Genomic DNA, 24,602 nt, shown 5'->3' on the forward strand with positions numbered 1-24,602 from the left:
TGAGATTCTTGCCGGGGGTTTTCTTGATTGCCATTAAATATCTGCCTCGACTTCATTGCCGCGCTCTTCAAGCCAATCGCGTCTTGCACTAGATTCGGATTTGCCCATTAGCATGTCCATCGTTTTAAAAGTCTCATCCTCGGTCCAAGAGCCTAAAGTAACTGGCAAGAGACGACGGGTATCGGGGTTTAATGTGGTGTCCCATAATTGTTCAGCACTCATCTCGCCCAAACCTTTGAAACGAGAAATTTGCCAGGCAGACTCTTTCACGCCATCTTTGCGTAGCTTATCTTCAATCGCTTGCAACTCACTAGCGTCCAGCGCATAGATCTTCTGTGCTGGCTTTTTACCGCGTGCAGGTGCATCTACCCGAAAGAGTGGTGGTCTTGAAATATAGACGTGACCTAAATCAATTAATTTTGGGAAATGCTTATAGAACAGCGTGAGGAGGAGTACCTGAATATGGGCACCATCAACGTCCGCATCAGAAAGAATGCACACCTTGCCGTAACGCAAGTTTGAGAGGTCAGGATCATCATTGAGACCATGGGGATCAACGCCAATGGCAACGGCAATATCATGGACTTCATTGTTCGCAAAGAGGCGATCTCGCTCGGCTTCCCAAGTATTGAGCACCTTGCCGCGCAATGGCAAGATTGCCTGGTACTCCTTATTGCGCCCCATTTTGGCTGAACCACCCGCAGAATCACCCTCCACTAAGAAAATCTCATTCATCGAGATATCTTGGCTTTCACAATCAGTGAGTTTGCCGGGCAGCACAGCTACGCCAGAAGACTTCTTCTTCTCAACTTTTTGCCCTGCCCTGGTTCGTGCTTGGGCTTGCTTGATCACGAGATCTGCTAACTTGCGACCGTAATCGACATGTTGATTTAGCCACAGCTCTAGAGCAGATTTTGCATAGCCGGAAACTAAGCGCACAGCATCACGAGAATTTAAGCGCTCTTTAATCTGTCCCTGAAATTGCGGATCCAACACTTTAGCCGACAAAATAAAGGATGCTCTTGCAAAAACATCTTCCGGCATCAACTTCACACCCTTCGGTTGTAAGGCGTGCATTTCAATAAAGCTTTTCACGGCATTAAAGAGGCCTTCGCGTAATCCGCTCTCATGAGTACCGCCAGCTGGTGTTGGGATCAAATTGACGTAACTTTCACGGACGGGTGCGCCATCTTCAGTCCAGCACACTACCCATGCAGCGCCTTCGCCTTCCGCAAAAGAATCATCATCGCCAGTCCCGCTGGCATATTGCTCACCCTCAAATGGGGGAATGACTTCGGGGCCATGGCCCGCTTGTGCAATGGCTTCATTCAAATAGCCACGCAAACCTTGGGCATATTGCCAAGTTTGACTATCACCAGTTTTTTCTTGGATCAGGGTGACTTTGACGCCTGGCAATAAAACTGCCTTGGAGCGTAATAGACGAATCAATTCCGGCATTGGAATAGTGGCGCTATCAAAATACTTGCCATCTGGCCACGCACGTACTCGCGTACCGTGTGACTTATCGTCTTTGCCAGAGGCAGAAGACTTAAGTTTTTCAATGACTTTGCCATCTGCAAATGTCAGAGTTGAAACTTGACCATCGCGCCAGACAGTCACTTCTAATCGTTTCGACAATGCATTAGTGACGGAGACACCAACACCATGCAAACCACCTGAAAAGGCATAAGCTCCACCACTGCCTTTTTCAAACTTACCGCCAGCATGGAGCTGGGTAAACACAATCTCCACTACGGGTAGTTTTTCAGTCGGGTGCATTCCCACTGGAATACCGCGGCCATCATCTTCTACGCTAACACTGCCATCGGCATGCATCGTGACAGTGATGTGCTTACCGAAACCACCCAATGCTTCGTCCGAAGCGTTATCCAAAACCTCTTGGATGATATGTAAGGGGTTATCAGTTCGGGTGTACATCCCAGGCCGTTGACGGACTGGTTCTAGGCCTTTTAGGACCTGAATTGACGATTCACTGTATTCGGAAGTTTTACGAGTAGCCATGCGCGGAAATTGTAGCCATGTCTGAAGTCTAAGCCGAAATTTCACGTAATCCCCTGCCATCCATGCCAAAATCAGGTCATGGGAGCCTTAAGTCATATTCGTGTTTTAGACCTAAGCCGGGTACTTGCGGGGCCGTGGTGTGGACAAAATTTGGCTGATTTGGGTGCTGACGTCATTAAAGTCGAACGCCCAGGCAGCGGAGATGAAACACGTAGCTGGGGACCTCCTTTTGCTAAAAATGACAGCGGTCAGGAGACTACCGAATCTACCTACTTTATTTCGAGCAATCGTAATAAACGATCTATCACCTTAGATATCAGTTCTACCGAAGGTCAAGAAATTATTCGTCAACTAGTGCTTGAGTCTGACGTTGTGCTGGAAAACTTTAAGGTTGGTGACTTAGTAAAGTATGGCTTGGACTATGAAAGTCTCAAAAAGATTAAACCCAATCTAATCTTTTGCTCAATTACCGGTTTTGGTCAAACCGGACCGTATGCACAACGTCCTGGATACGACTTCATCACTCAGGGTATGGGCGGCATCATGAGCATTACCGGAGAAGCTGAAGATATTCCTGGCAGTAGTCCACAAAAATCTGGTGTTGCTATCGCCGATCTGTTTACAGGAATGTATGCTACTACCGCGATTCTTGCAGCCATAGTGCATCGCGATCACACGGGAGAAGGTCAATCTATCGATATGGCTTTGCTCGATACCCAGGTAGCAATGATGGCGAACGTAGCCAGCGCATACCTGACTGCAGATCAACTACCGAAGCGCTTAGGCAATACATCTCCTGTCATTGTTCCCTATCAAACTTTTCCAACGTCTGATGGTTGGATCATTGTGGCAGCAGGCAACGATAGCCAATACCGTCAATTTGTGACTGTTGGTGGCCAAGCGCACTTAGCAGAAGACCCTCTCTTCATCACAAATCCGCTACGGGTGCAACATCGCCATCAACTCGTCCCCTTGCTTGAGCAGATGACTCGCCAAAAAACTAAAGCCCAATGGATTTCTATATTGGAACAAGCCAAGGTTCCTTGTGGCCCCATTAATAATGTCAAAGAAGTATTTGAAAACGAACAAATTCTTGCCAGAAATATTCTGCAACAGGTGATGCATCCAACCATTGGGGATCTGAAGTTGGTTACCAGTCCGATGAAATTCTCTAAAACACCAACGGAAGTCCGCTTAGCACCACCATTGCTTGGACAGCACACCGAGGAAATCTTGATGGATCACCTCAATCTAGATCGTGATGCAATTGATGCATTGCGTGCGAAAGGGGTGATTTAGAACATGACTAACTCAATCTCAAAACCATCCCTGTCCATGAAACAAGTCCTCATTTATGGCGGCTTGATGGTGACGCTATCGATGGGTATACGCCATGGTTTTGGCCTATTTAATTTGCCCATTACGATGACCAACGGCTGGGGTCGAGAAACCTTTGCGCTCACCATTGCACTGCAAAACCTGATTTGGGGAGCAGTTCAACCAATCACCGGCGCCTTGGCAGATCGCTATGGCGCTTTCAAAATCATGGTGGCTGGTGGTGTTCTCTATGCGCTGGGCTTAGCTGGCATGGCGATCTCTACTGACGCCTTGAACTTTACGCTTGCCGGTGGTTTGCTGATTGGATTAGCCCAAACCGCCACCACTTACAGCGTTGTTTATGGAATTTTGGGTCGCAATGTTTCAGCTGATAAACGCGTTTGGGCCATGGGCATTGCAGCGGCCGCAGGTTCATTTGGTCAATTCTTAATGATTCCAGCTGAGCAAGGTTTACTGAGTAACTTTGGTGCTCAAGACGCACTATTGTTATTAGCGCTGATGGCAAGTCTCATGATTCCCACTGCATTTATGTTGCGGGAGAAAAACTTTGTCCACAACCATCAACTTGGTGATCAAACAATACAGCAGGCCTTAGCAGAGGCATTGCGCAACCCCAGTTTTCGTCTACTCACTTTAGGATATTTTGTGTGTGGCTTTCAGGTGGTATTCATTGCCGTACATTTAGCACCCTATCTCAAAGATCTTTCAGCGAACTACCCAGCTGTGGGTGCGCCTGCTGTAGCAACAACTGCACTTGCCTTAATTGGTCTATTCAATATCTTTGGCACCTACAGCGCGGGCATCTTTGGTCAGCGCTTTCCAAAACGCTATTTACTATCAGGGATATATATTGGCCGCTCTATAGCGATTGCTGCATTTATTTGGCTGCCACCTAGCCCATTAAGCACCTATGTATTTGCCGCCATCATGGGCTTTCTATGGCTTTCCACCATTCCCCTAACAAACGGCATTGTGGCGCAAATCTTTGGTGTGAAGTACCTCACGATGCTTTCGGGCTTAATATTCTTTTCGCATCAACTGGGTAGCTTCTGTGGTGCATTTTTGGGGGGTTACCTATTTGATCGGACTGGCTCCTATTTGATCGTTTGGGAAATTGCTATTGGCCTTGGCGTCTTTGCATTCTTGGTAAACCTACCTGTTCAAGAGCGCGCCATCACGAGAACAGTCCACGCATGAGAAAAAGCTTTTCTTTATGGCGCTGGGTGTTTTATAGTTTTGCCTTATTTGTCTTGCTACTGATATTTTCTGCGTACTATGCACCAGATATGATGCTGGCGATTACCAATCAAGTGTGGGCATTATGCGGTTGGTAGTGCTTGTACATTTTCTTTAACACACTTTTATTTTTATTTAGACTCGCCGTAGCACAATGGATAGTGCACATGCCTCCTAAGCGTGGGATACAGGTTCGATTCCTGTCGGCGGGACCACAAAATCACCAAAACTTATCCACAGGCAATGTGGATAAATCCTTAAAAGTTTTCGTAAGTCGTAGATTTGTATGGAGTGACCTGGCTTGCTTAAATAATTAGCAAGAATTGTGTTTTTAATTGCTGCAGATGCGTAGCCATTTTTATTGAATGGCTTCTTGAAATTTTCTGTCGGAAATCATTGACAAAAACCCTAAGTTCAGCAAGTTCACTTAAACTTGCGCACATGACCAGCCTCTCAACCAGCACACTCGCAGCCCTAGAGGAAATGCTCCAAAACACGGCTCGCTCTGCCCCATCGGAATTTTTACCCTTCTACCTTTCGCGCGGTACCGAGGTCGACCTGCTCATTGGTCACTTAAATCCAGAATTTATTCCCTATCTGCAAGAATCCTTACGCAATGACCCGATTGCACACATTTCGATAGGTAACGATCGCATGACGGTTGAAGGGAGTGGCCCAAATGATCTCTCAATCAGCTTGCATCAATTGGCCGAGAGAATGCGTTTAGGCGGTTACATTCCGGGATGGCGCAACGAAGAATTTGCTTTGCTTGATCAAAACGGACATCAACTCTTCCATCTGGAGCGTGCAGCCTTTCGCACATTTGGATTTCGGAGTATGGCAACGCACATTAACGGCTATACCAAGTCTGACTCCATTTGGTTGGGACGGCGTAGTGAGTCGAAGTCGACTGATCCAGGGCAACTAGACAATGTTGCAGCTGGCGGTATCTCGGCTGATGAAACCCCATGGGTTTGTGCGAAACGTGAATTATGGGAAGAGGCAGGAGTGCCATTGCATATTGCCGAGCAAGTTGAGCCAGTGGGCAAAATCCATATGCGAAGACCAATCCCTGGTCGAGGCTTTCATGATGAGCAATTGTTTGTTTACGACCTAGAATTGCCAGAGAATTTTGTCCCAACCAATCATGATGGTGAGGTCAGCGGCTTTATTGAAATCTCTTTTGCTGAGGCTGCTGCCCGCATTCTGGCCGATGAATTTACTAGCGATGCCGCTTTTGTGACTGCTGATTTTATTTTGCGGCGCAATAAATAGGTTTATTGACTCTTCCTGAGGGGCTTTGCCCTGCTTGATCGAAGTCATGCGCCAAATTCAGAATTCGTGGTTAAATCCTAATTAAGGATGAAACAGGGGTGCCCTTTTGAGCAGAAGCTGCTTGGAGGCGCTGAGAAAGACCCTCTAACCCGATCCAGGTAATGCTGGCGTGGGGAGTTACATCAGACCGACACCCGGTTTCGTCCATCTAAAACTTTCGGAGATGGACATGAGCAATAGCAACCCTACAAATAAAAATGTCAAACATGAAATTCCAAGCTTAAAAAGTTTGGAGCGCGACTTTGGTCAAAAGTTCGCCTACCCCGCTTCGACTAAAACCTATTTACAAGGTTCACGTCCTGATATCAAAGCGCCCGTACGCATGATTGAGCAATTGCCAACGCGCGTTGGTGAGGAGTTGATGCCTAATCCTCCTGTGCCGGTCTATGACACGTCAGGTCCTTACAGTGATCCTGAAATTGTGATCAATCTTGAAAAAGGTTTGCCAAGATTACGGGATGCTTGGATTGCAGAACGCAACGATACGATGCAACTTGCAGGCCCTAGCTCTGAGTATGGCGTTGCACGATCTAAAGATGAAACCACCCAGAATCTCCGCTTTGCCCATATTAGTGCACCGCGAGTTGCTAAAGCGGGCAACAATGTCAGTCAAATGTACTACGCCCGCAAAGGCATTGTGACTCCAGAAATGGAATACGTTGCCCTACGTGAATCCATGGGCCTTGAGCAACTGCGTAAAGACCCTGCTTACAAACAGCTCCTCAAGCAACATCCCGGCAAGTCCTATGGCGCCAACCTACCAGAGCAGGTTACTGGTGAATTTGTATGCTCTGAAATTGCTGCAGGACGCGCCATTATTCCTGCCAATATCAATCACCCAGAATTAGAGCCGATGATTATTGGTCGTAACTTCCGCGTAAAGATTAACGGCAATTTGGGTAACTCTGCTGTTACCTCCTCGATTAATGAAGAAGTGGAAAAGATGGTGTGGTCGATTCGTTGGGGTGCAGACACCATCATGGATCTTTCTACTGGTAAACATATTCATGAAACCCGTGAGTGGATTATTCGTAATTCACCAGTTCCAATTGGTACCGTTCCTATTTATCAGGCGCTGGATAAAACCGGTGGTATTGCTGAAGACCTGACTTGGGAAATGTTCCGCGATACTTTAGTAGAGCAAGCCGAACAAGGTGTGGATTATTTCACCATTCACGCAGGCGTCCTATTGCGCTATGTGCCACTGACTGCAGATCGTATCACCGGGATTGTTTCTCGTGGTGGATCCATCATGGCCAAATGGTGTTTAGCGCACCATAAGGAAAACTTCCTCTACACCAAGTTTGATGAAATCTGCGAGATCATGAAAGCCTACGACGTGTCCTTCAGCTTAGGTGATGGATTGCGTCCAGGATGTATTGCCGATTCGAATGATGCCGCTCAATTTGGTGAACTCCACACCTTAGGTGAATTGACTGCTAAAGCTTGGAAACACGATGTTCAGGTGATGATTGAAGGTCCTGGTCACGTTCCTATGCAGCGTATTGAAGAGAATATGACTGAAGAGCTCAAGCATTGTTTGGAAGCTCCCTTTTATACCCTTGGACCATTGATTACAGACATTGCCCCTGGTTACGATCACATTACCAGCGGTATTGGTGCAGCCCAAATTGGTTGGTATGGCACTGCCATGCTGTGCTATGTCACCCCTAAGGAACATTTGGGTTTGCCGGACAAGGAAGACGTCCGTGAAGGCATCATTACTTACAAGATTGCAGCGCATGGCGCTGACTTGGCCAAAGGTTTGCCGGGTGCACAGGTACGTGATAACGCTCTTTCCAAAGCCCGTTTTGAGTTCCGCTGGGAAGACCAATTTAATTTGGGCTTAGATCCTGAACGTGCCCGGGAATATCACGACGCTACTTTGCCAGCAGAAGGCGCCAAGATTGCGCACTTCTGCTCAATGTGCGGACCGAAGTTCTGCTCGATGAAGATCACCCAAGAAGTGCGTGACTATGCTGCAACTTTAGATGCGGATGGTAATCCGAAAGAAGTGGTGAAAGCGATGGAAGAAAAGTCTATCGAGTTTCGTAAGCGTGGCAGCGAGATTTATCAATAAACGAGTTGGTGTTGATTGTGAATAGCGCAACCTTTTCGAACAGCAAGTACGCCATTGTCGGTGGCGGTCTAATGGGCCGTCTACTGGCAGTTGCTCTTGCTCAGAAAGGTGCTCAGATTGATCTTTTTGAGCAAGGTAGTAGCGATGCGAGCGGGTCAGCTGCTCGTATTGCCGCAGCCATGCTGGCTCCGCTGGCAGAATCGGCAATTACCGAAGATTCTGTAGTGCGCATGGGGATTCATAGTCTGCCGCGCTGGAAAGAATTGATTGAACAGCTCTCAACTCCCGTATTTTTTCAACAAGACGGCACATTAATCCTTTGGCATCATCAAGATGCCAGTGAGGCTGAGCGATTTACGGCCCATCTTGAAAAAAATTGTCGCAACAATGCACAACTAAAGTCAGTCGTAAAACTGGATGCTGCTGCAGTCCATAATCTTGAGCCTGGTGTTGCCAATCGATTTAAACAGGGTTTGTATTTACCTGATGAAGGTCAACTCGATAATCGACAGCTATTAAATGCACTACGCATTGAGTTAGAAAATTTGCATGTTCAGTGCCATTGGAATACCACTATTGATCCAGAAGATCTGCGCAAAGATATTTCATTTCGAGCCGTGATTGATTGTCGCGGCACAGGTGCAAAAGAAGCCTGGGTAAATTCAAGCAATAGTCTGAGAGGGGTACGGGGTGAAGTGATTCGCTTGCATGCTCCCGAGGTCAAGTTGAGAAGGCCAACCCGCCTTATCCACCCGCGCTACCCTATCTATATCGCCCCCAAGGAAAATGATATTTATGTCGTTGGGGCTACTGAAATCGAGTCTGATGATCGTTCAGAGATGAGTGTGCGCTCGGCCATGGAATTACTCAGCGCTGTCTATACCGTTCACAGTGGATTTGCTGAAGCCCGCATTTTAGAGATGGCGACTCAATGCCGTCCTACCTTGAAAAATAATCTTCCAGAGATTCAATCTCGTAAAGATACAGGGCTTGCTGATTTGATCATGATCAACGGCTTATATCGTCATGGTTTTATGATTTCGCCAGCCATCTTAGATTGCACCTTAGAGCTTCTTGCTTTAGGTGATAGCCATACCGCAACAGAGTTGGGTTTGCGCGTGATTTATCAATCCAAGCAAGAGAAAGTGGCTGTATGCGTGTAATCGTCAATCAAACGGAATATGAGCTTCCTCAAAGAAGCATGATCTCAGATGCCTTAGCGCTTATTGATGCTAAGCCACCCTACGCTGTGGCCGTCAATTTACATTTTGTTCCCAAGACTCAGCATGCAGAATTTGCACTCAATGAGAATGATCACATTGAAGTCATCGCCCCGGTTACTGGTGGTTAACTGATGACAGCAACTTTATCCAATCATCCCAATGAGACTGACTCCTTGATTCTTTACGGCGAGCGCTTTGCGAGTCGTTTGTTGCTGGGTACGTCCCGCTACCCTTCACCGCAAGTATTGGAGAACGCTGTCTCAGCATCCAATCCAGCGATGATTACCGTGAGCTTGCGTCGGCAAGGTAGCTCTACAACTGAGGCACACAGTGGCTTTTGGGATCTCTTGAAAAAGATGGCCGTACCTGTTTTGCCTAATACTGCAGGTTGTCACAGCCCTCAAGAAGTGATTACAACTGCGCAGATGGCCCGTGAAGTATTTGAGACCGATTGGATTAAGTTAGAGCTGATTGGTGACGATTACACCTTACAACCAGATACTTTACGCTTAGTCCAAACTGCGGAGACTTTAATTAAAGATGGTTTCAAGGTTTTGCCTTATTGCACTGAAGATCTCATTTTGTGCCAGCGCTTAGTCGATGTGGGATGTCAGGCAGTGATGCCATGGGCCGCACCCATTGGTACTGGCCAAGGGCCTTTGAATCCCTATGCTATGAAACTCTTGCGCGATCGTCTTGGAGTTCCGCTACTTGTAGATGCTGGTCTAGGACTGCCATCACACGCCTGTGCAGTCATGGAATGGGGCTTTGATGGCGTCTTATTAAATACGGCTGTGGCTCTGGCAGATGATCCTGTAGTAATGGCAAAAGCGTTTGCAATGGCGGTTGATGCAGGTAGAGCAGCATATCTATCTGGCGCCATGAAACCACAAGCGTCTGCTCAAGCTAGCACTCCTCTGGTAGGAACGCCGTTTTGGCATCAGACTTCACCCCATTCGATAGATTGATCTCATGAGCCTCATTCGCGATCTTGCCGATCAAATTGTTGCTGCCCATCGCAATGATGATTTATGTCTGCCGATTCCTCGGTTTACTCTAGATAGACCGCCCCCAAGAGTTGATAATGAAGCGGCAGCCGATCATTACGAGCTCGCTGGTGCTCTGGCTGCCATTGAGATGGGGTTTATTGAATCTGATGCAAAGACCCTAGGTAAAGCTTGGTCACGTATGGCCCAAGGTGATGGTGGATTTAATGCTCTGAAGTGGCCTAATCGTCCAGAGCATTTTGATTTACTGCCATGGACTCGCAATATGAACCCCAATGCCTTTGCAGAATGTCCCAAGCGTTTAGGCTTGTATGGTGTGATGCCTGATGCAGATTGGGTCAAGCGCATGGTCGAAGCAGAACTACCAACCGTACAGTTACGCTATAAGTCAGATGACAAATCCAAAATCCGCAAGCAAATTCGGGAAGCGGTGAAAGCCGTTGAGGGAAGCAAGACCCTGCTATTCATCAATGACTATTGGGATGAAGCGATTGATGCTGGAGCCTACGGCCTTCACTTAGGTCAAGAAGATTTAGCGACAGCTGACCTTGCAGAAATTCGGTCTGCAGGATTAAGGCTAGGCTTGAGCACGCATGGTTATGCTGAGATGACTTATGCCGACCGTTTTTGCCCGAGCTATATTGCCATGGGCGCAATCTTCCCTACGAATTTGAAGAAGATGGCCACTGCCCCACAAGGCTTAGGTCGTTTATATCAATATGCCAAACTCATGAGCCACTATCCACTAGTCGCCATCGGTGGCATTGATAAAGATAGTATTCGTGCAGTAGCCAAAAGTGGGGTTGGCTCTATCGCAGTGGTCAGAGCAATCACTGAAGCTAAAGATCCAAAAGCGGCAGTCAAACACTTACAAGAATTAATGCGCAACTAAGACTTGGGTTCTCCAGGCAAGGCTGTTGGGTAGAAATCGTGCATATGCCACAGGGGTCCTGGACCCTCGCCAATACTTAAGAAACGACCTGCCTCCAAACCTGCTTCCACATAAGCTATCGCCTTTGCCACTGCATGACTTAAATCATGACCATCAGCTAAATAGGTTGCAATCGCTGAAGCTAGAGAACAACCTGTGCCATGGGTATTGAGTGTATCAACGCGATTGTGTTTGAACGCCTTCGATTGTATGACTTCGAGTCCATCTTCAAGCGTTTTCCACAACAGAAAATCTGTGATTTGAGTATGCGTTGCATCCAGATGTCCGCCTTTGATCAACACCGCTTGTGGCCCCATCTCGAGTAATTCTTGTGCGGCCAATTGGAAATCATTCGCTCCAGTAATATCGTGACCTAATAACAAAGCAGCCTCATCCATATTGGGAGTGATCAGTGTTGCCATCGGAAATAACTCAGCAATCATCGCTTGTGCTGTGTCATCACCACCCAAACTTGCACCTGAAGTAGCGCGCAATACAGGGTCAAGCACAATGCGTTTGATGCCATGGCGACGTAAAGATTGAGCGACAGTGTGCACGATTTCTGGGCTAGCCAACATCCCAATCTTGACAATATCTGCGCCGATGTCCAATAAAACCGCATCCATTTGTGCTTCAACAACATCCAAATCCACATCCTGAATCCGTGTCACGCCCAGCGTATTTTGTGCCGTAATGGCAGTAATCACCGACATGCCAAATCCGCCCAGAGCCGTAATGACCTTGAGGTCAGCCTGTAAGCCTGCCCCGCCGCCACTGTCCGAGCCAGCAATAGTCAGTACTTTGGGGATCTGTACGGATGTGGGATGAGGTGAGCGCATCTTGCTATAATATCGGCTTATTCCTCGATAGCTCAGTCGGTAGAGCGCCGGACTGTTAATCCGTAGGTCCCTGGTTCGAGCCCAGGTCGAGGAGCCAAACATTGAAAACCACCTTTTTAGGTGGTTTTTTCTTTTTGTGACACTTTGATACTTGAAGCCAACCCGAAAGTACCTCCCCACACTAAAATAGAGCCCATGAATAAGACCCCAGAACTTTTAGCACCGGCCGGCAGCCTAGCTATGCTGCGCACCGCTTTTGAATTCGGAGCAGATGCAATTTATGCTGGTCAGCCACGTTATTCCTTGCGGGTTCGTAATAATGACTTTGGCAAGATCGAAGTGCTCAAACAAGGCATCGATACCGCCCATGAATTGGGGAAAAAGTTTTACCTGGTTTCTAACTTATTGCCGCATGGCGCAAAGACGCGCACCTATATCAAGGATATGTCGCCAGTCGTTGCACTAAAACCCGATGCGCTTATCATGTCTGACCCTGGTTTGATCATGATGGCGAGAGAAGCTTGGCCTGATATGCCTATTCATTTATCGGTACAAGCGAATACTGTCAATGGTGCATCTGCTAAGTTCTGGCGCTCAGTTGGAATTAGTCGCGTCATCTTGTCTCGCGAGCTATCTTTTGATGAGATCGAAGAAGTTCGTCAAGACTGCCCTGAGATGGAACTTGAGGTATTTGTGCATGGGGCCTTATGTATTGCCTACTCTGGCCGCTGCCTCTTATCGGGCTATATGTCGCATCGCGACTCCAACCAGGGTGCTTGCACCAATGCTTGTCGCTGGGACTACAAGGTGAAGCCTGGGCAGCAAAATAGCAGTGGTGATGTCGTGCTACTTCAAGAAGCCAGAAGGCCTGATGAATTGATGCCAATGGAAGAAGATGAGCATGGCACTTACATCATGAACTCAAAAGATTTGCGTGCGGTGGAACATATCGAGCGACTCACCAAAATGGGTGTGGACTCTTTCAAGATTGAGGGTCGCACCAAGTCACCTTATTACGTCTCTCGTACATGCCAAGCGTATCGCTCAGCGATTGATGATGCGGTTGCTGGCAAACCGTTTAATACCACCCTGCTTGGTAACCTTGAAGGTCTAGCTAATCGTGGTTACACCGATGGTTTTTATGAGCGTCACCACGATAAGGATTACCAGCTCTATATGAGAGGCCACTCTCTCTCCGGTAGAAGCCTCTATGTTGGCGAGACTCTGGAAGTTGATGCTACAGGTCGCGTCAAAGTTGATGTCAAAAATCGCTTTGCGATTGGTGACAAACTCGAAATCATCGAACCACAAGGAAATCAAGATATTGTCTTAGACGCCATGTGGAATCTCAATGGTGAGCCGATTGATGTTGCACCGGGATCTGGTCACTTTGTGTGGATCAAGCTTCCACTTAAAAGCAAGCATGCCTTTATTGCACGCTACACCCAAGAGCCTGCTCCTATTGAAGTAAGCTCCTCCTGCTCTAGCGGCGAATCTTGCTGTAACGCCTAATTATGAATACACCTAGCACTGCTCCAGGCCATTCTGAAGGCTTCAAACAGAAGATTGAGAATGAAGCAAAGCAGGCTTTAGCGCTCACCTTATATTTCGGTGCCTGGTTTTGTGCACTTGCTTTCTTAGGCGCTACAACGCTAGATGAGCGCCCGATACCACTCTCCATTTTTGGCATTGCAATGATTAAAGCTGGCCTCTGTGCCAAATTTATGTTGATTGCACAAGCCATATTTCCAATCAACATTACTAAATCGAATGGCATTATTAAGTCGCTATTTTACGAGTCGCTTCTGTACATCATTGTGGTACTCGCTCTGAACTATGTTGAAGCTGGTGTTGAGGGTCTATTTCATGGTAAGAGCTTTTTTAATTCTCTCTCCGCATTTGGAGAAAGAAACCCTTTAAAAGTATTGGCCATGTCTATTGTCTATTGGCTGATCGTATGGCCATATTTGGTTTTCATCGGCATGAAGATGGCTCTAGGTTCGAATGCAACTGTGAGCATTTTGTTTGGTAAAAAGAAATCTGTTGAGCATTAGTTTTTTTAGGGGGCACTGCCTTAGCGTGTTACTCAGAAATCTTTTTTGGGTCTGCGCCATTGGATTAGCATCCACCTCCTCCCAGGCTCAAGAAATCGAAGCGCGTGCGTATTCCAATGCTCCCATTGGAATGAGCTTTATCACTGGCGGCATTGCCCAAGCAAAAAGCGGCTCCTATACATTAACCACTGAAGCAGTCAGTCTTACCCATGTGATTGACGTTGCCGGTCAATCAGGAAGGTTGACCCTTGTACTTCCCTACTCAGAGTTATCGGGTACCGGTACTATCAGTGGCCAAGCAATCAATGCGTCTGCCGAAGGCCTTTCAGACCCCGTCATCAAGGCCTCAGTCAATTTATATGGTGCACCCGCGCTCTCACTCAATGATTTCAAAAACTATCAACAAGACCTCATTATTGGCGCTAGTTTGGCGGCAACGATTCCTTGGGGGAAGTACAACAATAATCAGATAGTCAATGTTGGTGGAAATCGTTCCGTCATACAGCCTGGCATTGGAGCATCACAAGCAGTCGGTCCATGGCGTTTTGAATTAGCCGGCATGGCTTCCATTTTTACGAGCAATACAAACTATCTGGGGAGCAACACTCTTTCCCAGAATCCAGTCTATTCCACTGAAACCCATGTGATTTATTACTTTCCCAATACCGCTTGGATTTCTGGCGATGCCACCTACTTCTTTGGGGGGCAAAAATATGTCAATGGTTTACCAGCAGGAAGCGCACAAGAAAACTGGCGCTTTGGGAGCACCTTCTCCTATCCCATTAATCAACATAACTCAATTCGCTTAACCGGCAGCACTGGGGTTTACTCAAATACCAATACTAGCTACAACGCACTTGGCGTATCTTGGCAATATCGTTGGGATTAAGAACACGAATTATTGATCTCTAAGCTCTCGGCGCAAGATCTTACCCACGATGGATTTTGGTAGCTCATTAATGAAGACCACTTTTCTGGGTCGTTTGTAGCTCGTCATATGCTCTTTGCAGTATTGCAAGATATCGGCTTCCGTCAGATGGTGGTTATCTCTCACCACATAAGCTTTGACAATCTCGCCCAATTTGCGATGCGGTACGCCGATCACAGCGCACTCTTTAATGCCATTCATTTGTACTAGGTGATCCTCCACATCGTTTGGAAACACCTTATATCCAGCCACCACAATCATGTCTTTCTTACGATCAACAATTTCGACGTAGCCTTCAGGGCTAATGAGTCCAATATCACCAGACTTAAAGAATCCATCTGCCGTCATGCAGTGCTTAGTCTCATCGGGCTTATGCCAATAACCAGCCATCACTTGAGGGCCTTTAATAGCAATTTCACCAGGAGCGCCTTGTGGGAGCTCAACTCCGTCATCATCCAAAATGGCAAGCTGTGTACTGGGTAAGGGCATGCCAATATGCCCAGTGAAATGCTTCTCCAAAGGCGTGTTCACGCACACTACAGGAGAGGTTTCTGAGAGGCCGTAGCCTTGTGCAATGGGTACTCCTGTTAGAGCCTGCCAATGATCAGCTGTTTTTTGATGCACAGCCATACCGCCGCCGATCGTGACTAATAGATGGGGTAGCTTGACCTTCTTAAATTCTGGTCGATGTATCAACGCATGAAATAGTGTATTGACCCCGGGGAAGATATTAATATTCGGATGCTTGATAAGCAATTTGATAAAGCCAGTAATGTCGCGTGGATTAGACACTAAAACCAGCAAGCCACCTTTAGTAATACCCAGCATAGCGCATGCAGTGAGCGCAAAAATATGGGTCATCGGTAATGCACACAGAAAGACTAACTGCTGTTCTGGTTTTTGTTTAAGTGCTGGATCAAGCCAAGCCTCTATCTGCATCACATTGGATAAAACATTTCTGTGAAGCAAGATGGCACCCTTTGAAGTGCCTGTCGTGCCCCCGGTGTATTGCAAAAAGGCAATGTCATCTAAGTCAATAGAGGGCCGTATAAAATGATGCTGGCTGCCGGTTTTGAGAGCCTCTTTAAATGCAATATGCGTAAATTCCCAAGGGGGAATCAGCTTCTTGATGTCTCTTGCAATCCAATTAATCAAATGCCCTTTGAAACCCATTAAGTCCCCTGGGCTACTGACAATCACCTTCTGAATGCAAGCTAATGGCTTGATTTGTTGATAAACGTGCGCAAAGTTCTCCATCATTACTAGAACTGCTGCCCCACTATCTTCTAGCTGAGCTTCAAGTTCTCGTGCCGTGTACAGCGGGTTGATATTCACGACTACATAACCTGCCCGCAGTGTGCCAATCATGGCAACCAGATACTCAATGACATTGGGGTACATCAATGCCACCCTTGCACCCTTTTCTAGGTGAAGCGTTTGCAGATACGAGGCAAAGTCTTTTGAAAGTTTATCGAGCTCTCGGTATGAGAAAAAATTACCCATCGCCTCAACGGCTTTGCGTTTACTAAAACGCTCAAGACATTGATCGAGGAAGTCTATCAGCGAAGTATGTTCTAGCGGTGCGATCTCATGTGGAACGCCTTCTGGGTAGTGCTTTAACCAGGGCTTAGATATCTCAGCCATTCGCTTCTTAACTTAACATTTGCTTGAGTTGATTTAAGAATAATTCTTGACCATGATTTACCTTTTGATGCCAGACATCACCTGAGTTCTCATTCGCATCATCAGAAATATACTTATAGGAGTGCCATGGAATCTGGTGGTGATTGGCAACGTAGGCTATCGCAAATAACTCCATGTCCACCACATCCACTCCCTGGCTAAGTAACCAAGGATCTTTGCCTGTAACAAAGCTGTCGCCCGATCCACATACATACTCTCCAGTAGAAAGGTATTCTGAAGGTCGATTACAGAATGGTGTTTCCCCGCGCGGCGCTAGAGGTTCTGCCATCATGTCACGTTGAATCACTTTTCCGATACTGACCAAATCATCGAGCTGGGGGTTAATCTTTCCGACAGTACCAAAATTGATGATTTTGCTTGGATTAAATTGATGAATCGCCTTAGCAGTCATCAATGCCGCATTAATTTTTCCAACTCCAGAGTAAATAATCTCTAGGCCTGCTGGAAGAGCATCCGAATTGAGCTCGGATTCTAATGCTGTGATAATAAGTAATTCTGTTTTCATATCTGCCATTCATGAATTTATTAGATTATCTACCCGGAGTGCCTGACTTCCCAAAACCGGGAATTATGTTTCGAGATATCTCCCCCTTATTAGCTAATCCAGCAGCTTTCCAAAATGCGATTGCCCAAATGGCAGGGCTTGCACAAGGCTTTGATTACACCCATATTTTGGGTATTGAATCCCGTGGCTTTATTTTTGGCTCAGCCTTAGCGCATGTCACCAACAAAGGCTTGGCTTTAGCCAGAAAACCCAATAAGCTCCCCCTGGCAAGCCATAAAGAATTCTATGGCCTGGAGTATGGTTCTGATTCGCTAGAAATTCAGCAATCCACCCTACCTGCTAATGCAAAAGTCTTAATTATTGATGATGTTCTGGCCACAGGTGGCACGATCATTGCAGCAGATAAGTTATTGCGTAGTGCAGGATTTCAAGTTGGTGGCGCAATTACCTTGCTTGAAATTAGCTTTTTAAATGGGAAACAACTACTTGACCAAAATGGCATCAGTAACAAATCGGTGCTGACAAGTTAACAGAATGATCCCTGCTGAACTTAAATAAGCTTCTTTGCACCCTTGAGCAGTTTGACTGCACCCCAACCCACTGCGATTACCTTGCCAGCCAACTTGGGTTTGTAATGGGCCAGCGCTGCAAATGCACTAGTCCAAAGAATCGGATTACTTTTCAGAAATTGAATGGCATCAACACCCTTATCGGCCCATGAGAGCGGCTTTTCCCAGGGCTCAAAATGTTCACCAAATTCCTTACGCTCTTTATTAGCCTGCAGCATCAGTTGATGGCGGCGCAACTCTAGCACTTTTAACTGCTCACTCATCTTGAGAGAGCCTCACGATCCTTAGCCAATTCAGCAATAGAGGCTTCAAATAACTTGGGCATCGTGCGCAAAGATTGTGTAATTAAGGCTGCCAAGATCAGTCCGATGGATATAAAGGCGCCAGTAAGCAAGCCGAGGGCAGTCATTCGATCAGACTCCCAGCTGTAGATTACGATAAATAGCGCCAACATGACTAAGCCGAAGAAAAGGAAGAATAAAGCGCACACAATCATCACCAACAGGCTAATGAATTTGTTTCGGGCAATTTGCACATCAACAGATAGCAGCTCGAGTCGAGTCTGGGCAATGGATGCGCCAGTGGCCGCAAGATTCTTAATAGATGAAAGTAGGTTTTCTTGGGACATATTGGTTTAGCGACGATGAATCAGCAGGCCAATTAATAGACCTAGCCCTGCAGCAACCCCAACTGCCTCCCAGGGCTTACGGTGTACAAAATCATCTGCACTAGCTGCTGCTTCTTTAGCCTTATCGCTTAATTGACCTTCGATACCTGAGAGACTCTCTTTAGCGTTAGTAAGGGTCTCTAGTGCTTTTGATCGAATGGAACTAAGTGTGCCATCAGCATGACCTTCAGTTGCATGTATCAGAGCTTCTGCATCAGCCATGAGGGATTTAAATTCAACAATCAGTTGATCTGCAGCGGGACTCACTGCCTCTTCTGTTACGTGATGTTCTGGCTTTTTAGCACTCATTTGGATACTCGTTGAATGGATATATACCTATTCTAAGCATTTCTATGTGACGTGCCTAACAATAAAACAGTCATTCCGGTATTACCCTCCTTGAAGCGCTTGAGATATTGTTTTAGGCCAGGTCGGCGCTTGAGGAGCGCATGATAGGAGTCAGTGCCATAAGCCACCCTTTCCCCAAAGAAATACTCTGTTACGCGGTCTGCATAGCGATTACTCTCCAGGGCATCCTGAATAGCCCATTTAATCCGGCCACCCTCTCCACTGGATCCATAACCATGAATAAGGACGATCGCCTTAATACCAAGTTCTGAGCATTGACGTAGGTGCTCGGTTAAGAGCTCTAGAGCCTCCTCTACCGTTGGGGCACCCTGTTTGATATTGATTTCGACAACATCCGTACTGAGATCGGGCTGAATCTCAGAGCCACAATGCGGGCAATGATTGAACAATCCACGCGCATTACCGCAATCAGGACATTGTGCAGTCAGAGTCACCTCACGAATACCAAGAAAACGTCAAGAACAGTACTTATTCTCTAGGGCAGCAACGTCGGTTGTTTTGTCATCCACCATCAGATTCAAGGTCTTTTGCGCCAAGTCACGATTCTCTTGAGTCTTTAAATGATGATTAATCAGGCTTGCTACATCCTTGCGAATTGAAGTGTTGCCATAACGCAATCCCTTCAGAGTCGATACCGCCTCAGCAGAAATCTTGCACTGCTGATTTACGAGTGCAGAAGAATCCGTCACGGTATTTGCGTACGCAATTGCTGCAACAGAAATTGATACAACGGCCAATATGTACTTTTTCATCTTAATTCCTAATTTTGTGACCACAGGTTGGACAGCATCCGACTTCTTTTGCTCGCGATTTTCTGAGAGCGGCATACACACTGGATTCTGAAATCTCCATCTTTCTTGCTGCCTGAGCAGGACTCATGCCCTTCCCTACCCAATCTAAGGCTTGATGTGTTTTTGGTACTTGTCTTTTCATTTCTTCCCCCAGTAAAAAGACTATACCACAGAAGTTGTGAAGTTGTGAAGTATAGTATTAGGAATAACCCTAGATCTGGCTAAGGCCAAGAAATTAGAGAATTAGCGGGAATAGAAATGAAAAAAGCCGCCCGGAGGCGGCTTTGGTAATACCAGTCGAACTAGCTTATTCAGCAGCTAACTTTGGAGCCTTCTTAGAAGACTTAGCAGCGTATTGACCTTGAATGTTTGACAATGCAGCATCAACACTCTTTTCAAAGTTTACGAATGCATCAGATGCAGATGCGCGAACTTGATCAAATTGTTGAATAGAAGCATCGAATGCAGTTTTGAATGCAGATACAAAAGCTTCAGCACCAGCAGGAGCTGTTTTAGTAGCTTCGTTAACGAACTTCACTAAGTCGTCACGTGCATCATCAATAGATGAGTCAACTACTTGAGCAACTTCTTTATTGCCATTGCGAACTACTTTGTTTACTTTAGCTTGGTAAGCAGCAGCGTACTTAGCAGCTTCTTGAGCAACTTCTGGCTGAGCCAACTTAGTCAATTGCTGTGGATCTTTGATAGCTAACAATTGTGTGCTTGCATCTTGAGCAGCAGCCAAAGCATCTTTAGCAGCAGCTTGGTTGATTTCTGCCAACTCTTGTGCGCTTTCAACAGCTACTTGAGCCAAATGTTTAGCGTTTTCAACAGCTTTAGCTTGAGCTTGAGCGATTTGATCGTTTAATTGATTTTGAAACATGATGATTCCTTTATTTAAGTAGAGGTACAAAATTTGTTGCGATGCACCATTGTATAAAAGAATATGTTGTGCTGCAACATTTATTTGCGGCAATGCAACAAATAGCCAAAAACAGCAATAAAAGGGACAAAAATGGGGATTTATGGGCCCAGAAATAGGTGAAATGTAAAGATTGGGGAAATTTATTTCCTTAATAATGGGCCATAATAAAAGCACAAAAAATGATTAATTGAATATGAAATGGTGTATTGATGAGTTTTTGTGAAAATTGCGGGCTCGAAATCCAGATCAAGGAAAGTTATTGCGGCAATTGCGGCAATAAAATTGAAATACGAGTCTCTCAAAAAAATACGACTTTTGTCGGTAAGCTCACCCACGGAGTAACAAATAAGTTAGAGCTTGACGATATACAGTCATTCTCAATAAAAGAACTTTTTTCAAATGCTCTCAAAAGGCATAGTCAGGATGAGGTGGAAAGCGCCTTGTCTGTGGGAACCATTAGCACAACACCGCACCTTGAAGAATCGATGACAATTCTTCCTCACCCCTGGATGTTTAGTAAATTTTTATTTATTTATGTAACTGCATTTATGATTTTTTTGTTTTTGTGGAACATCACTGAAAATTTAAATCTAATACCAGCCTTAATAATGATAGGTAGTTTTGCAGTACCAATTTCAATGGTTGTATTTTTTTTCGAGCTTAATACACCCAAAAATATCTCAATATATAAAACAATTTATGCTGTTTTTATTGGCGGGGCTGTTGCAATATTATTCACTTTAGCACTCTACCTGATTACCGGTTTAGATGGTCTATTGGGCCCACTTGGCGTAGGAATAATTGAAGAATTAGGCAAATTCGCAGGCGTACTTTTTATTATGAAAAAAATGGGCCAAAAGCGATACCCTTACTTACTTAACGCATTGTTGCTCGGTGCTGCTGTTGGGGCTGGTTTTGCAGCGTTCGAATCTGCAGGATATGCGTTTAATGCCCTCTATGATTTGAAGCACCCTGAAACACTTAATTTCGGAATGATGTTTCTCAATCTTTTTTTGCGTGGCTTTTTATCACCCTTTGCACATATCCTTTGGACTGCAATCGCGGCAGCAGCTTTTTGGATGATGCGCGAAAAAAGGAAATTAAAAGATTATTCCGTAAACTCCAGAAATCCAATGCGCTTGCTTTTACTATCTATTGGCCTTCACTTCCTATGGGATCTGGATTTTATGGAATTTATGATCAAGGACATTGCCTTAGGAGTGATCGCCTGGATTGCGGTAATAAGCATCATCCAGTTAGGACTTAAACAAATAAAAATAATTATTGATTATCAAAAAGAAGGGGTTTTGTAGCAGATGGGATATCTAATTATGCCTAGCAACCTGGTCTTGAACATATCGCTTGAAGTCTAGGGGGGCGCTAATCATCTTAAATGGGTCATGAGTATTGCCAGTGCCAGTAATCGTGACTGATCCGTAACCAAGAATGCGGCCGAGAATTGATTGATCTACTGAGATGCTTTCAACCTTAACTAAAAATAACTCGACTGATTTTCGTCGTATAAATCCAACTTTGCAAATAACGCGCATATTTGTGACAAAAAACTCTGATGTTCTGACGACGATAAAAGTAATAACCGCAGAAATAAAAGTGTAGATTAGAAGCGATGTACCTAAATTATCGTAAATATCATCGCCCTCTTCACTTAGGCCAAGACAAAAAATTGAAGCCACAAAAATTAAAAAGGCATTTAAATAAATGACCCAGTGCAATTTTGCCCTATATATAATAATTTCATCATTTATTAAGCTTTGCTCTGTATATGATGAGAACAGCCCACCTTTTTTAGGCAACTGAGGATCTATTTCCATTACAGATTTTGGGCGAACACTGTTGGAAGGGCTGGCAATAGGGACCCCACACCCCATGCAAAATTTTGCCTCCGACAAAATTTCATGGCCGCAATTTGTGCAGTATTTCATATGACCTCAAACTATAAAAATTCACAAAATATAAAATAAAATTAATGTGCATCCCCTTCTCTTCCCCCCAAAAACTTTGGGTAGCTGAGATGGTAGCGATAAACAAGTAAACGCAATGCAACAATTAAAACCATGCCTGAAAATATTACTAAATATTCAGGTAAAGCACTGTGTTCAAAATTATTTGCAACCAAGAGTCCACCGATAATGAAGAAGCCGCCAATGATAGCGGTCTCCTCATAAATTACTCCTTTAAAGGTCATGGGCTCCTGATTTATAACGATATCGCGCAAGACCCCTCCCCCAGCACAAGTAAGTGCGCCGAGAACTGGAGCCCAAAACCAAGGCATATCAGATGTTACCGCGTATATTGTTCCAGCTACGGCTAAAGCAGAAAATCCAAATACATCTGAATATTTCTTTACTTTCTTAAAAGCCTCACTCTTATAGGCATTGGGATATATTCCAACGACCAAAGATGTAACCAAAACAACTATTAGAATCCCCAATGGATAACGGAAATCCTTGACATAGTAAAAAGGCAGCCTGTCGCCCCCAATAATCAAATCACGGATCGTTCCTCCACCAATCCCAGACAAAAAGGCCAACACAAGCCGCCCCCACAAATCATAATTTCTATTAACGGCCTCAAGAACGCCTGAAAGGGCATAAGTAAATACACCAAAGAAGACTAATATTTTAAAAATTAATAAATGTGATATGTGATCAACATAGTACTTGGTTGCAACAGTTAAAAAATGATAGTTTCCATCCTCGGCCTGAAGTTGATTCCATATTTGATGCGTCCAAATATTGTTTGGTGTGAAGCCATTTTTATCTTCTCTTATATAGCGCTCTGACTCTGCCTCAAAAGTCTCTATATCCAATAATCCAAATTTTTTTGGATCACTTGGAATGATCGTCAGCATCGCCTCTAGACCCTTTAATTCATGCTCCTTGTCAAAGTTAGAAGATTTAGCTTTTACCGCCTCAAGGGATAGGGTTGGAGCGATTCTGGTTTCGCGCCATCCATCCCGAAGGGCGCGAAGAAAGCCAACAAGGCTATTTCGAAAAGATTCTGAATTTAGGTCGGAGGTTCTAACATAAACACCATCAAGCAAGTACGGTATTTTCATTGATACTGGATCAATAACTATAAGATCGCTGTATGGAACGCCTTTCTCGATAATACTCAAGTATTCATCGAAGACCATAGCTGTTACACATGCAGCATTTCTATTTACAAGGTCTATACCATCTGGTTTTTGCGGAATAAAATTAACTGAATCCAAAGGAAGATGAATTTTTTTAATCATCTCCTTAACAATAAATTTATCATCTTCAGACCAGACTCCGATATTTTTTCCCTCAATATCTTTTGGCCCGTAGACTCCAGAGCTGATTCTACAAACAACTACAAAAGCAGACCCCGTAATGATTTGAGCCACATTTGTTAACTCATTATCCTTGCTTGTTGCCTTCCAGGAGCCGCCAAGGCCATTTATAGATATGTCGACGTTTCCTTTAGCCAATTCAGTTGCAGAATCCTTATTCGGCCCACCTTCTATTAAATTAACCTTAAGGCCTTTATTTTCAAAATGCTTACGGAACTCTGCAACATACATGCCAGTAAATTGACTATTATGCATCCAAGGTAATTGGACTTTTAGCTCTCTGGGGGCTGATTCCTCCGCATGAACATTTGATACTAAAAATAATGAGGCTAAAAATATTCTTGCAATAAAAATAAACATACCTACCTTCAATTTTTCGCCCTAAAAACTAATTAAAGATAGCGGAAAATAATGAAAAAATAACTAGAGCATAAATAACGTAAAAGAATATTTTTACAAAAATTACTAATTTTGGTTTTTTTTCAATCCAATCCTGACCAAAACACAGTGTCAGAATAGATCCGATAATAGAATTGCGTATAAGCCACATCATGAAATTGCCTCCTAATAACCCATAAAAATAAATGAACTGTATTACCCAAGATTAGACACTTCTATATTAATCCATATAAGTTTCTTAACAAATGGATCGGTAATTAATGAGTTTTAATATGATTTTTATGGGCTATAGGATAGTACAGAAATAAAAAAAGGACCATAAGTCCTTGATTTATATACTAAA

General features: G+C 44.9%; 26 protein-coding genes, 2 tRNA genes and 1 riboswitch. Of the genes, 15 read left to right on the plus strand and 13 right to left on the minus strand.

Annotated elements, in window-relative coordinates; all coding sequences use genetic code 11:
• Positions 1-33: 33 nt before the first annotated feature.
• Positions 34-2,022, minus strand: a complete 1,989-nt coding sequence (locus IEN92_RS08485; RefSeq protein ID WP_216162686.1) for a DNA topoisomerase IV subunit B — start codon at positions 2,020-2,022, stop codon at positions 34-36.
• 78 nt (positions 2,023-2,100) lie between these two features.
• Here IEN92_RS08485 and IEN92_RS08490 point away from each other — a divergent pair, with 78 nt between their 5' ends.
• The 9 genes from IEN92_RS08490 to thiE all read left to right on the plus strand — a co-directional run bounded on the left by IEN92_RS08490 (position 2,101) and on the right by thiE (position 11,133).
• Positions 2,101-3,321 (plus strand): CaiB/BaiF CoA-transferase family protein, encoded by a 1,221-nt coding sequence (locus IEN92_RS08490; protein ID WP_215376542.1) that lies wholly within the window; start codon positions 2,101-2,103, stop codon positions 3,319-3,321.
• Positions 3,322-3,324: 3 nt separating this feature from the next.
• Complete coding sequence (locus IEN92_RS08495) at positions 3,325-4,557, plus strand: MFS transporter (protein WP_215376540.1); 1,233 nt, start codon at positions 3,325-3,327, stop codon at positions 4,555-4,557.
• Between the two features lie 179 nt (positions 4,558-4,736).
• A tRNA-Arg gene (locus tag IEN92_RS08500) sits at positions 4,737-4,811 on the plus strand.
• 226 nt (positions 4,812-5,037) lie between these two features.
• Positions 5,038-5,871, plus strand: coding sequence for an NUDIX hydrolase family protein (locus tag IEN92_RS08505; protein ID WP_216162689.1), 834 nt, complete (start codon positions 5,038-5,040; stop codon positions 5,869-5,871).
• 84 nt (positions 5,872-5,955) lie between these two features.
• Positions 5,956-6,064: riboswitch (TPP riboswitch) on the plus strand.
• 36 nt (positions 6,065-6,100) lie between these two features.
• Complete coding sequence (thiC, locus tag IEN92_RS08510) at positions 6,101-8,011, plus strand: phosphomethylpyrimidine synthase ThiC (RefSeq protein ID WP_255539822.1); 1,911 nt, start codon at positions 6,101-6,103, stop codon at positions 8,009-8,011.
• An 11-nt stretch (positions 8,012-8,022) separates the two neighbouring features.
• Positions 8,023-9,174: an FAD-dependent oxidoreductase gene (locus IEN92_RS08515; RefSeq protein WP_370623917.1), complete on the plus strand. Its 1,152-nt coding sequence runs from the start codon at positions 8,023-8,025 to the stop codon at positions 9,172-9,174.
• Complete coding sequence (gene thiS / locus IEN92_RS08520) at positions 9,165-9,362, plus strand: sulfur carrier protein ThiS (protein ID WP_215376534.1); 198 nt, start codon at positions 9,165-9,167, stop codon at positions 9,360-9,362. The genes IEN92_RS08515 and thiS overlap by 10 nt, the downstream gene beginning before the upstream one ends.
• A 3-nt stretch (positions 9,363-9,365) precedes the next feature.
• Complete coding sequence (locus IEN92_RS08525) at positions 9,366-10,202, plus strand: thiazole synthase (protein ID WP_216162692.1); 837 nt, start codon at positions 9,366-9,368, stop codon at positions 10,200-10,202.
• Between the two features lie 4 nt (positions 10,203-10,206).
• Entirely contained in the window at positions 10,207-11,133 is a 927-nt protein-coding gene (thiE, locus tag IEN92_RS08530) for a thiamine phosphate synthase (protein WP_216162695.1), read from the plus strand.
• On the opposite strand, the gene thiD is transcribed toward thiE, so the two are convergent.
• Positions 11,130-12,011: a bifunctional hydroxymethylpyrimidine kinase/phosphomethylpyrimidine kinase gene (gene thiD / locus IEN92_RS08535; RefSeq protein WP_216162697.1), complete on the minus strand. Its 882-nt coding sequence runs from the start codon at positions 12,009-12,011 to the stop codon at positions 11,130-11,132. The two genes, thiE and thiD, sit on opposite strands and share 4 nt — an antisense overlap.
• A gap of 21 nt (positions 12,012-12,032) precedes the next feature.
• On the opposite strand from thiD, the gene IEN92_RS08540 reads away from it, so the two are divergent.
• From IEN92_RS08540 to IEN92_RS08555, 4 genes are all read left to right on the plus strand, one after another.
• Positions 12,033-12,108, plus strand: a tRNA-Asn gene (locus IEN92_RS08540).
• 98 nt (positions 12,109-12,206) lie between these two features.
• A complete protein-coding gene (locus tag IEN92_RS08545) occupies positions 12,207-13,523 on the plus strand; it encodes a U32 family peptidase (protein WP_216162699.1) in 1,317 nt (438 codons plus the stop codon).
• Between the two features lie 2 nt (positions 13,524-13,525).
• Complete coding sequence (locus IEN92_RS08550) at positions 13,526-14,065, plus strand: hypothetical protein (protein ID WP_215376520.1); 540 nt, start codon at positions 13,526-13,528, stop codon at positions 14,063-14,065.
• A 25-nt stretch (positions 14,066-14,090) separates the two neighbouring features.
• Positions 14,091-14,954, plus strand: a complete 864-nt coding sequence (locus IEN92_RS08555) for a transporter (RefSeq protein ID WP_216162702.1) — start codon at positions 14,091-14,093, stop codon at positions 14,952-14,954.
• Between the two features lie 9 nt (positions 14,955-14,963).
• On the opposite strand, the gene IEN92_RS08560 is transcribed toward IEN92_RS08555, so the two are convergent.
• Both IEN92_RS08560 and IEN92_RS08565 read right to left on the minus strand, forming a co-directional pair.
• Positions 14,964-16,628 (minus strand): AMP-binding protein, encoded by a 1,665-nt coding sequence (locus IEN92_RS08560; protein ID WP_216162779.1) that lies wholly within the window; start codon positions 16,626-16,628, stop codon positions 14,964-14,966.
• A 16-nt stretch (positions 16,629-16,644) separates the two neighbouring features.
• On the minus strand, positions 16,645-17,211 hold the full coding sequence (locus IEN92_RS08565; protein WP_370623918.1) for a 5'-methylthioadenosine nucleosidase: 567 nt from the start codon (positions 17,209-17,211) through the stop codon (positions 16,645-16,647).
• A 2-nt stretch (positions 17,212-17,213) separates the two neighbouring features.
• Between IEN92_RS08565 and IEN92_RS08570 the strand changes: the two genes are divergently transcribed.
• Positions 17,214-17,732, plus strand: a complete 519-nt coding sequence (locus tag IEN92_RS08570; protein WP_215376515.1) for an adenine phosphoribosyltransferase — start codon at positions 17,214-17,216, stop codon at positions 17,730-17,732.
• Between the two features lie 20 nt (positions 17,733-17,752).
• Here the strand turns inward: IEN92_RS08570 and IEN92_RS08575 are convergent, their stop codons facing one another.
• The 7 genes from IEN92_RS08575 to IEN92_RS08605 all read right to left on the minus strand — a co-directional run bounded on the left by IEN92_RS08575 (position 17,753) and on the right by IEN92_RS08605 (position 20,481).
• Entirely contained in the window at positions 17,753-18,034 is a 282-nt protein-coding gene (locus IEN92_RS08575) for a YqjK-like family protein (protein ID WP_216162705.1), read from the minus strand.
• Entirely contained in the window at positions 18,031-18,399 is a 369-nt protein-coding gene (locus tag IEN92_RS08580) for a phage holin family protein (protein WP_216162708.1), read from the minus strand. Before IEN92_RS08580 ends, IEN92_RS08575 begins: the two co-directional genes overlap by 4 nt.
• Before the next feature lie 6 nt (positions 18,400-18,405).
• Entirely contained in the window at positions 18,406-18,747 is a 342-nt protein-coding gene (locus IEN92_RS08585; RefSeq protein WP_216162711.1) for a YqjD family protein, read from the minus strand.
• A 32-nt stretch (positions 18,748-18,779) separates the two neighbouring features.
• Entirely contained in the window at positions 18,780-19,241 is a 462-nt protein-coding gene (locus IEN92_RS08590) for a Smr/MutS family protein (protein ID WP_216162714.1), read from the minus strand.
• Between the two features lie 21 nt (positions 19,242-19,262).
• The gene (locus IEN92_RS08595; protein ID WP_216162717.1) at positions 19,263-19,559 is read right to left on the minus strand and encodes a hypothetical protein; all 297 of its coding nucleotides are present in this window, start codon (positions 19,557-19,559) and stop codon (positions 19,263-19,265) included.
• 1 nt (position 19,560) lies between these two features.
• A complete protein-coding gene (locus IEN92_RS08600) occupies positions 19,561-19,740 on the minus strand; it encodes a hypothetical protein (RefSeq protein ID WP_215376498.1) in 180 nt (59 codons plus the stop codon).
• 165 nt (positions 19,741-19,905) lie between these two features.
• Positions 19,906-20,481 carry a phasin family protein gene (locus tag IEN92_RS08605; protein WP_216162720.1) on the minus strand — a complete coding sequence of 192 codons (576 nt, stop codon included), beginning with the start codon at positions 20,479-20,481 and terminating at the stop codon, positions 19,906-19,908.
• A gap of 251 nt (positions 20,482-20,732) precedes the next feature.
• Here IEN92_RS08605 and IEN92_RS08610 point away from each other — a divergent pair, with 251 nt between their 5' ends.
• Positions 20,733-21,836 carry a PrsW family intramembrane metalloprotease gene (locus IEN92_RS08610; RefSeq protein WP_216162723.1) on the plus strand — a complete coding sequence of 368 codons (1,104 nt, stop codon included), beginning with the start codon at positions 20,733-20,735 and terminating at the stop codon, positions 21,834-21,836.
• Between the two features lie 12 nt (positions 21,837-21,848).
• On the opposite strand, the gene IEN92_RS08615 is transcribed toward IEN92_RS08610, so the two are convergent.
• Both IEN92_RS08615 and IEN92_RS08620 read right to left on the minus strand, forming a co-directional pair.
• The gene (locus tag IEN92_RS08615) at positions 21,849-22,466 is read right to left on the minus strand and encodes a PH domain-containing protein (protein ID WP_216162785.1); all 618 of its coding nucleotides are present in this window, start codon (positions 22,464-22,466) and stop codon (positions 21,849-21,851) included.
• Between the two features lie 41 nt (positions 22,467-22,507).
• Positions 22,508-24,220, minus strand: a complete 1,713-nt coding sequence (locus IEN92_RS08620; RefSeq protein WP_216162726.1) for a TRIC cation channel family protein — start codon at positions 24,218-24,220, stop codon at positions 22,508-22,510.
• Between the last annotated feature and the right edge of the window lie 382 nt (positions 24,221-24,602).

The sequence above is a fragment of the Polynucleobacter sp. MWH-Creno-3A4 genome (assembly GCF_018881885.1).
Lineage (GTDB): Bacteria > Pseudomonadota > Gammaproteobacteria > Burkholderiales > Burkholderiaceae > Polynucleobacter.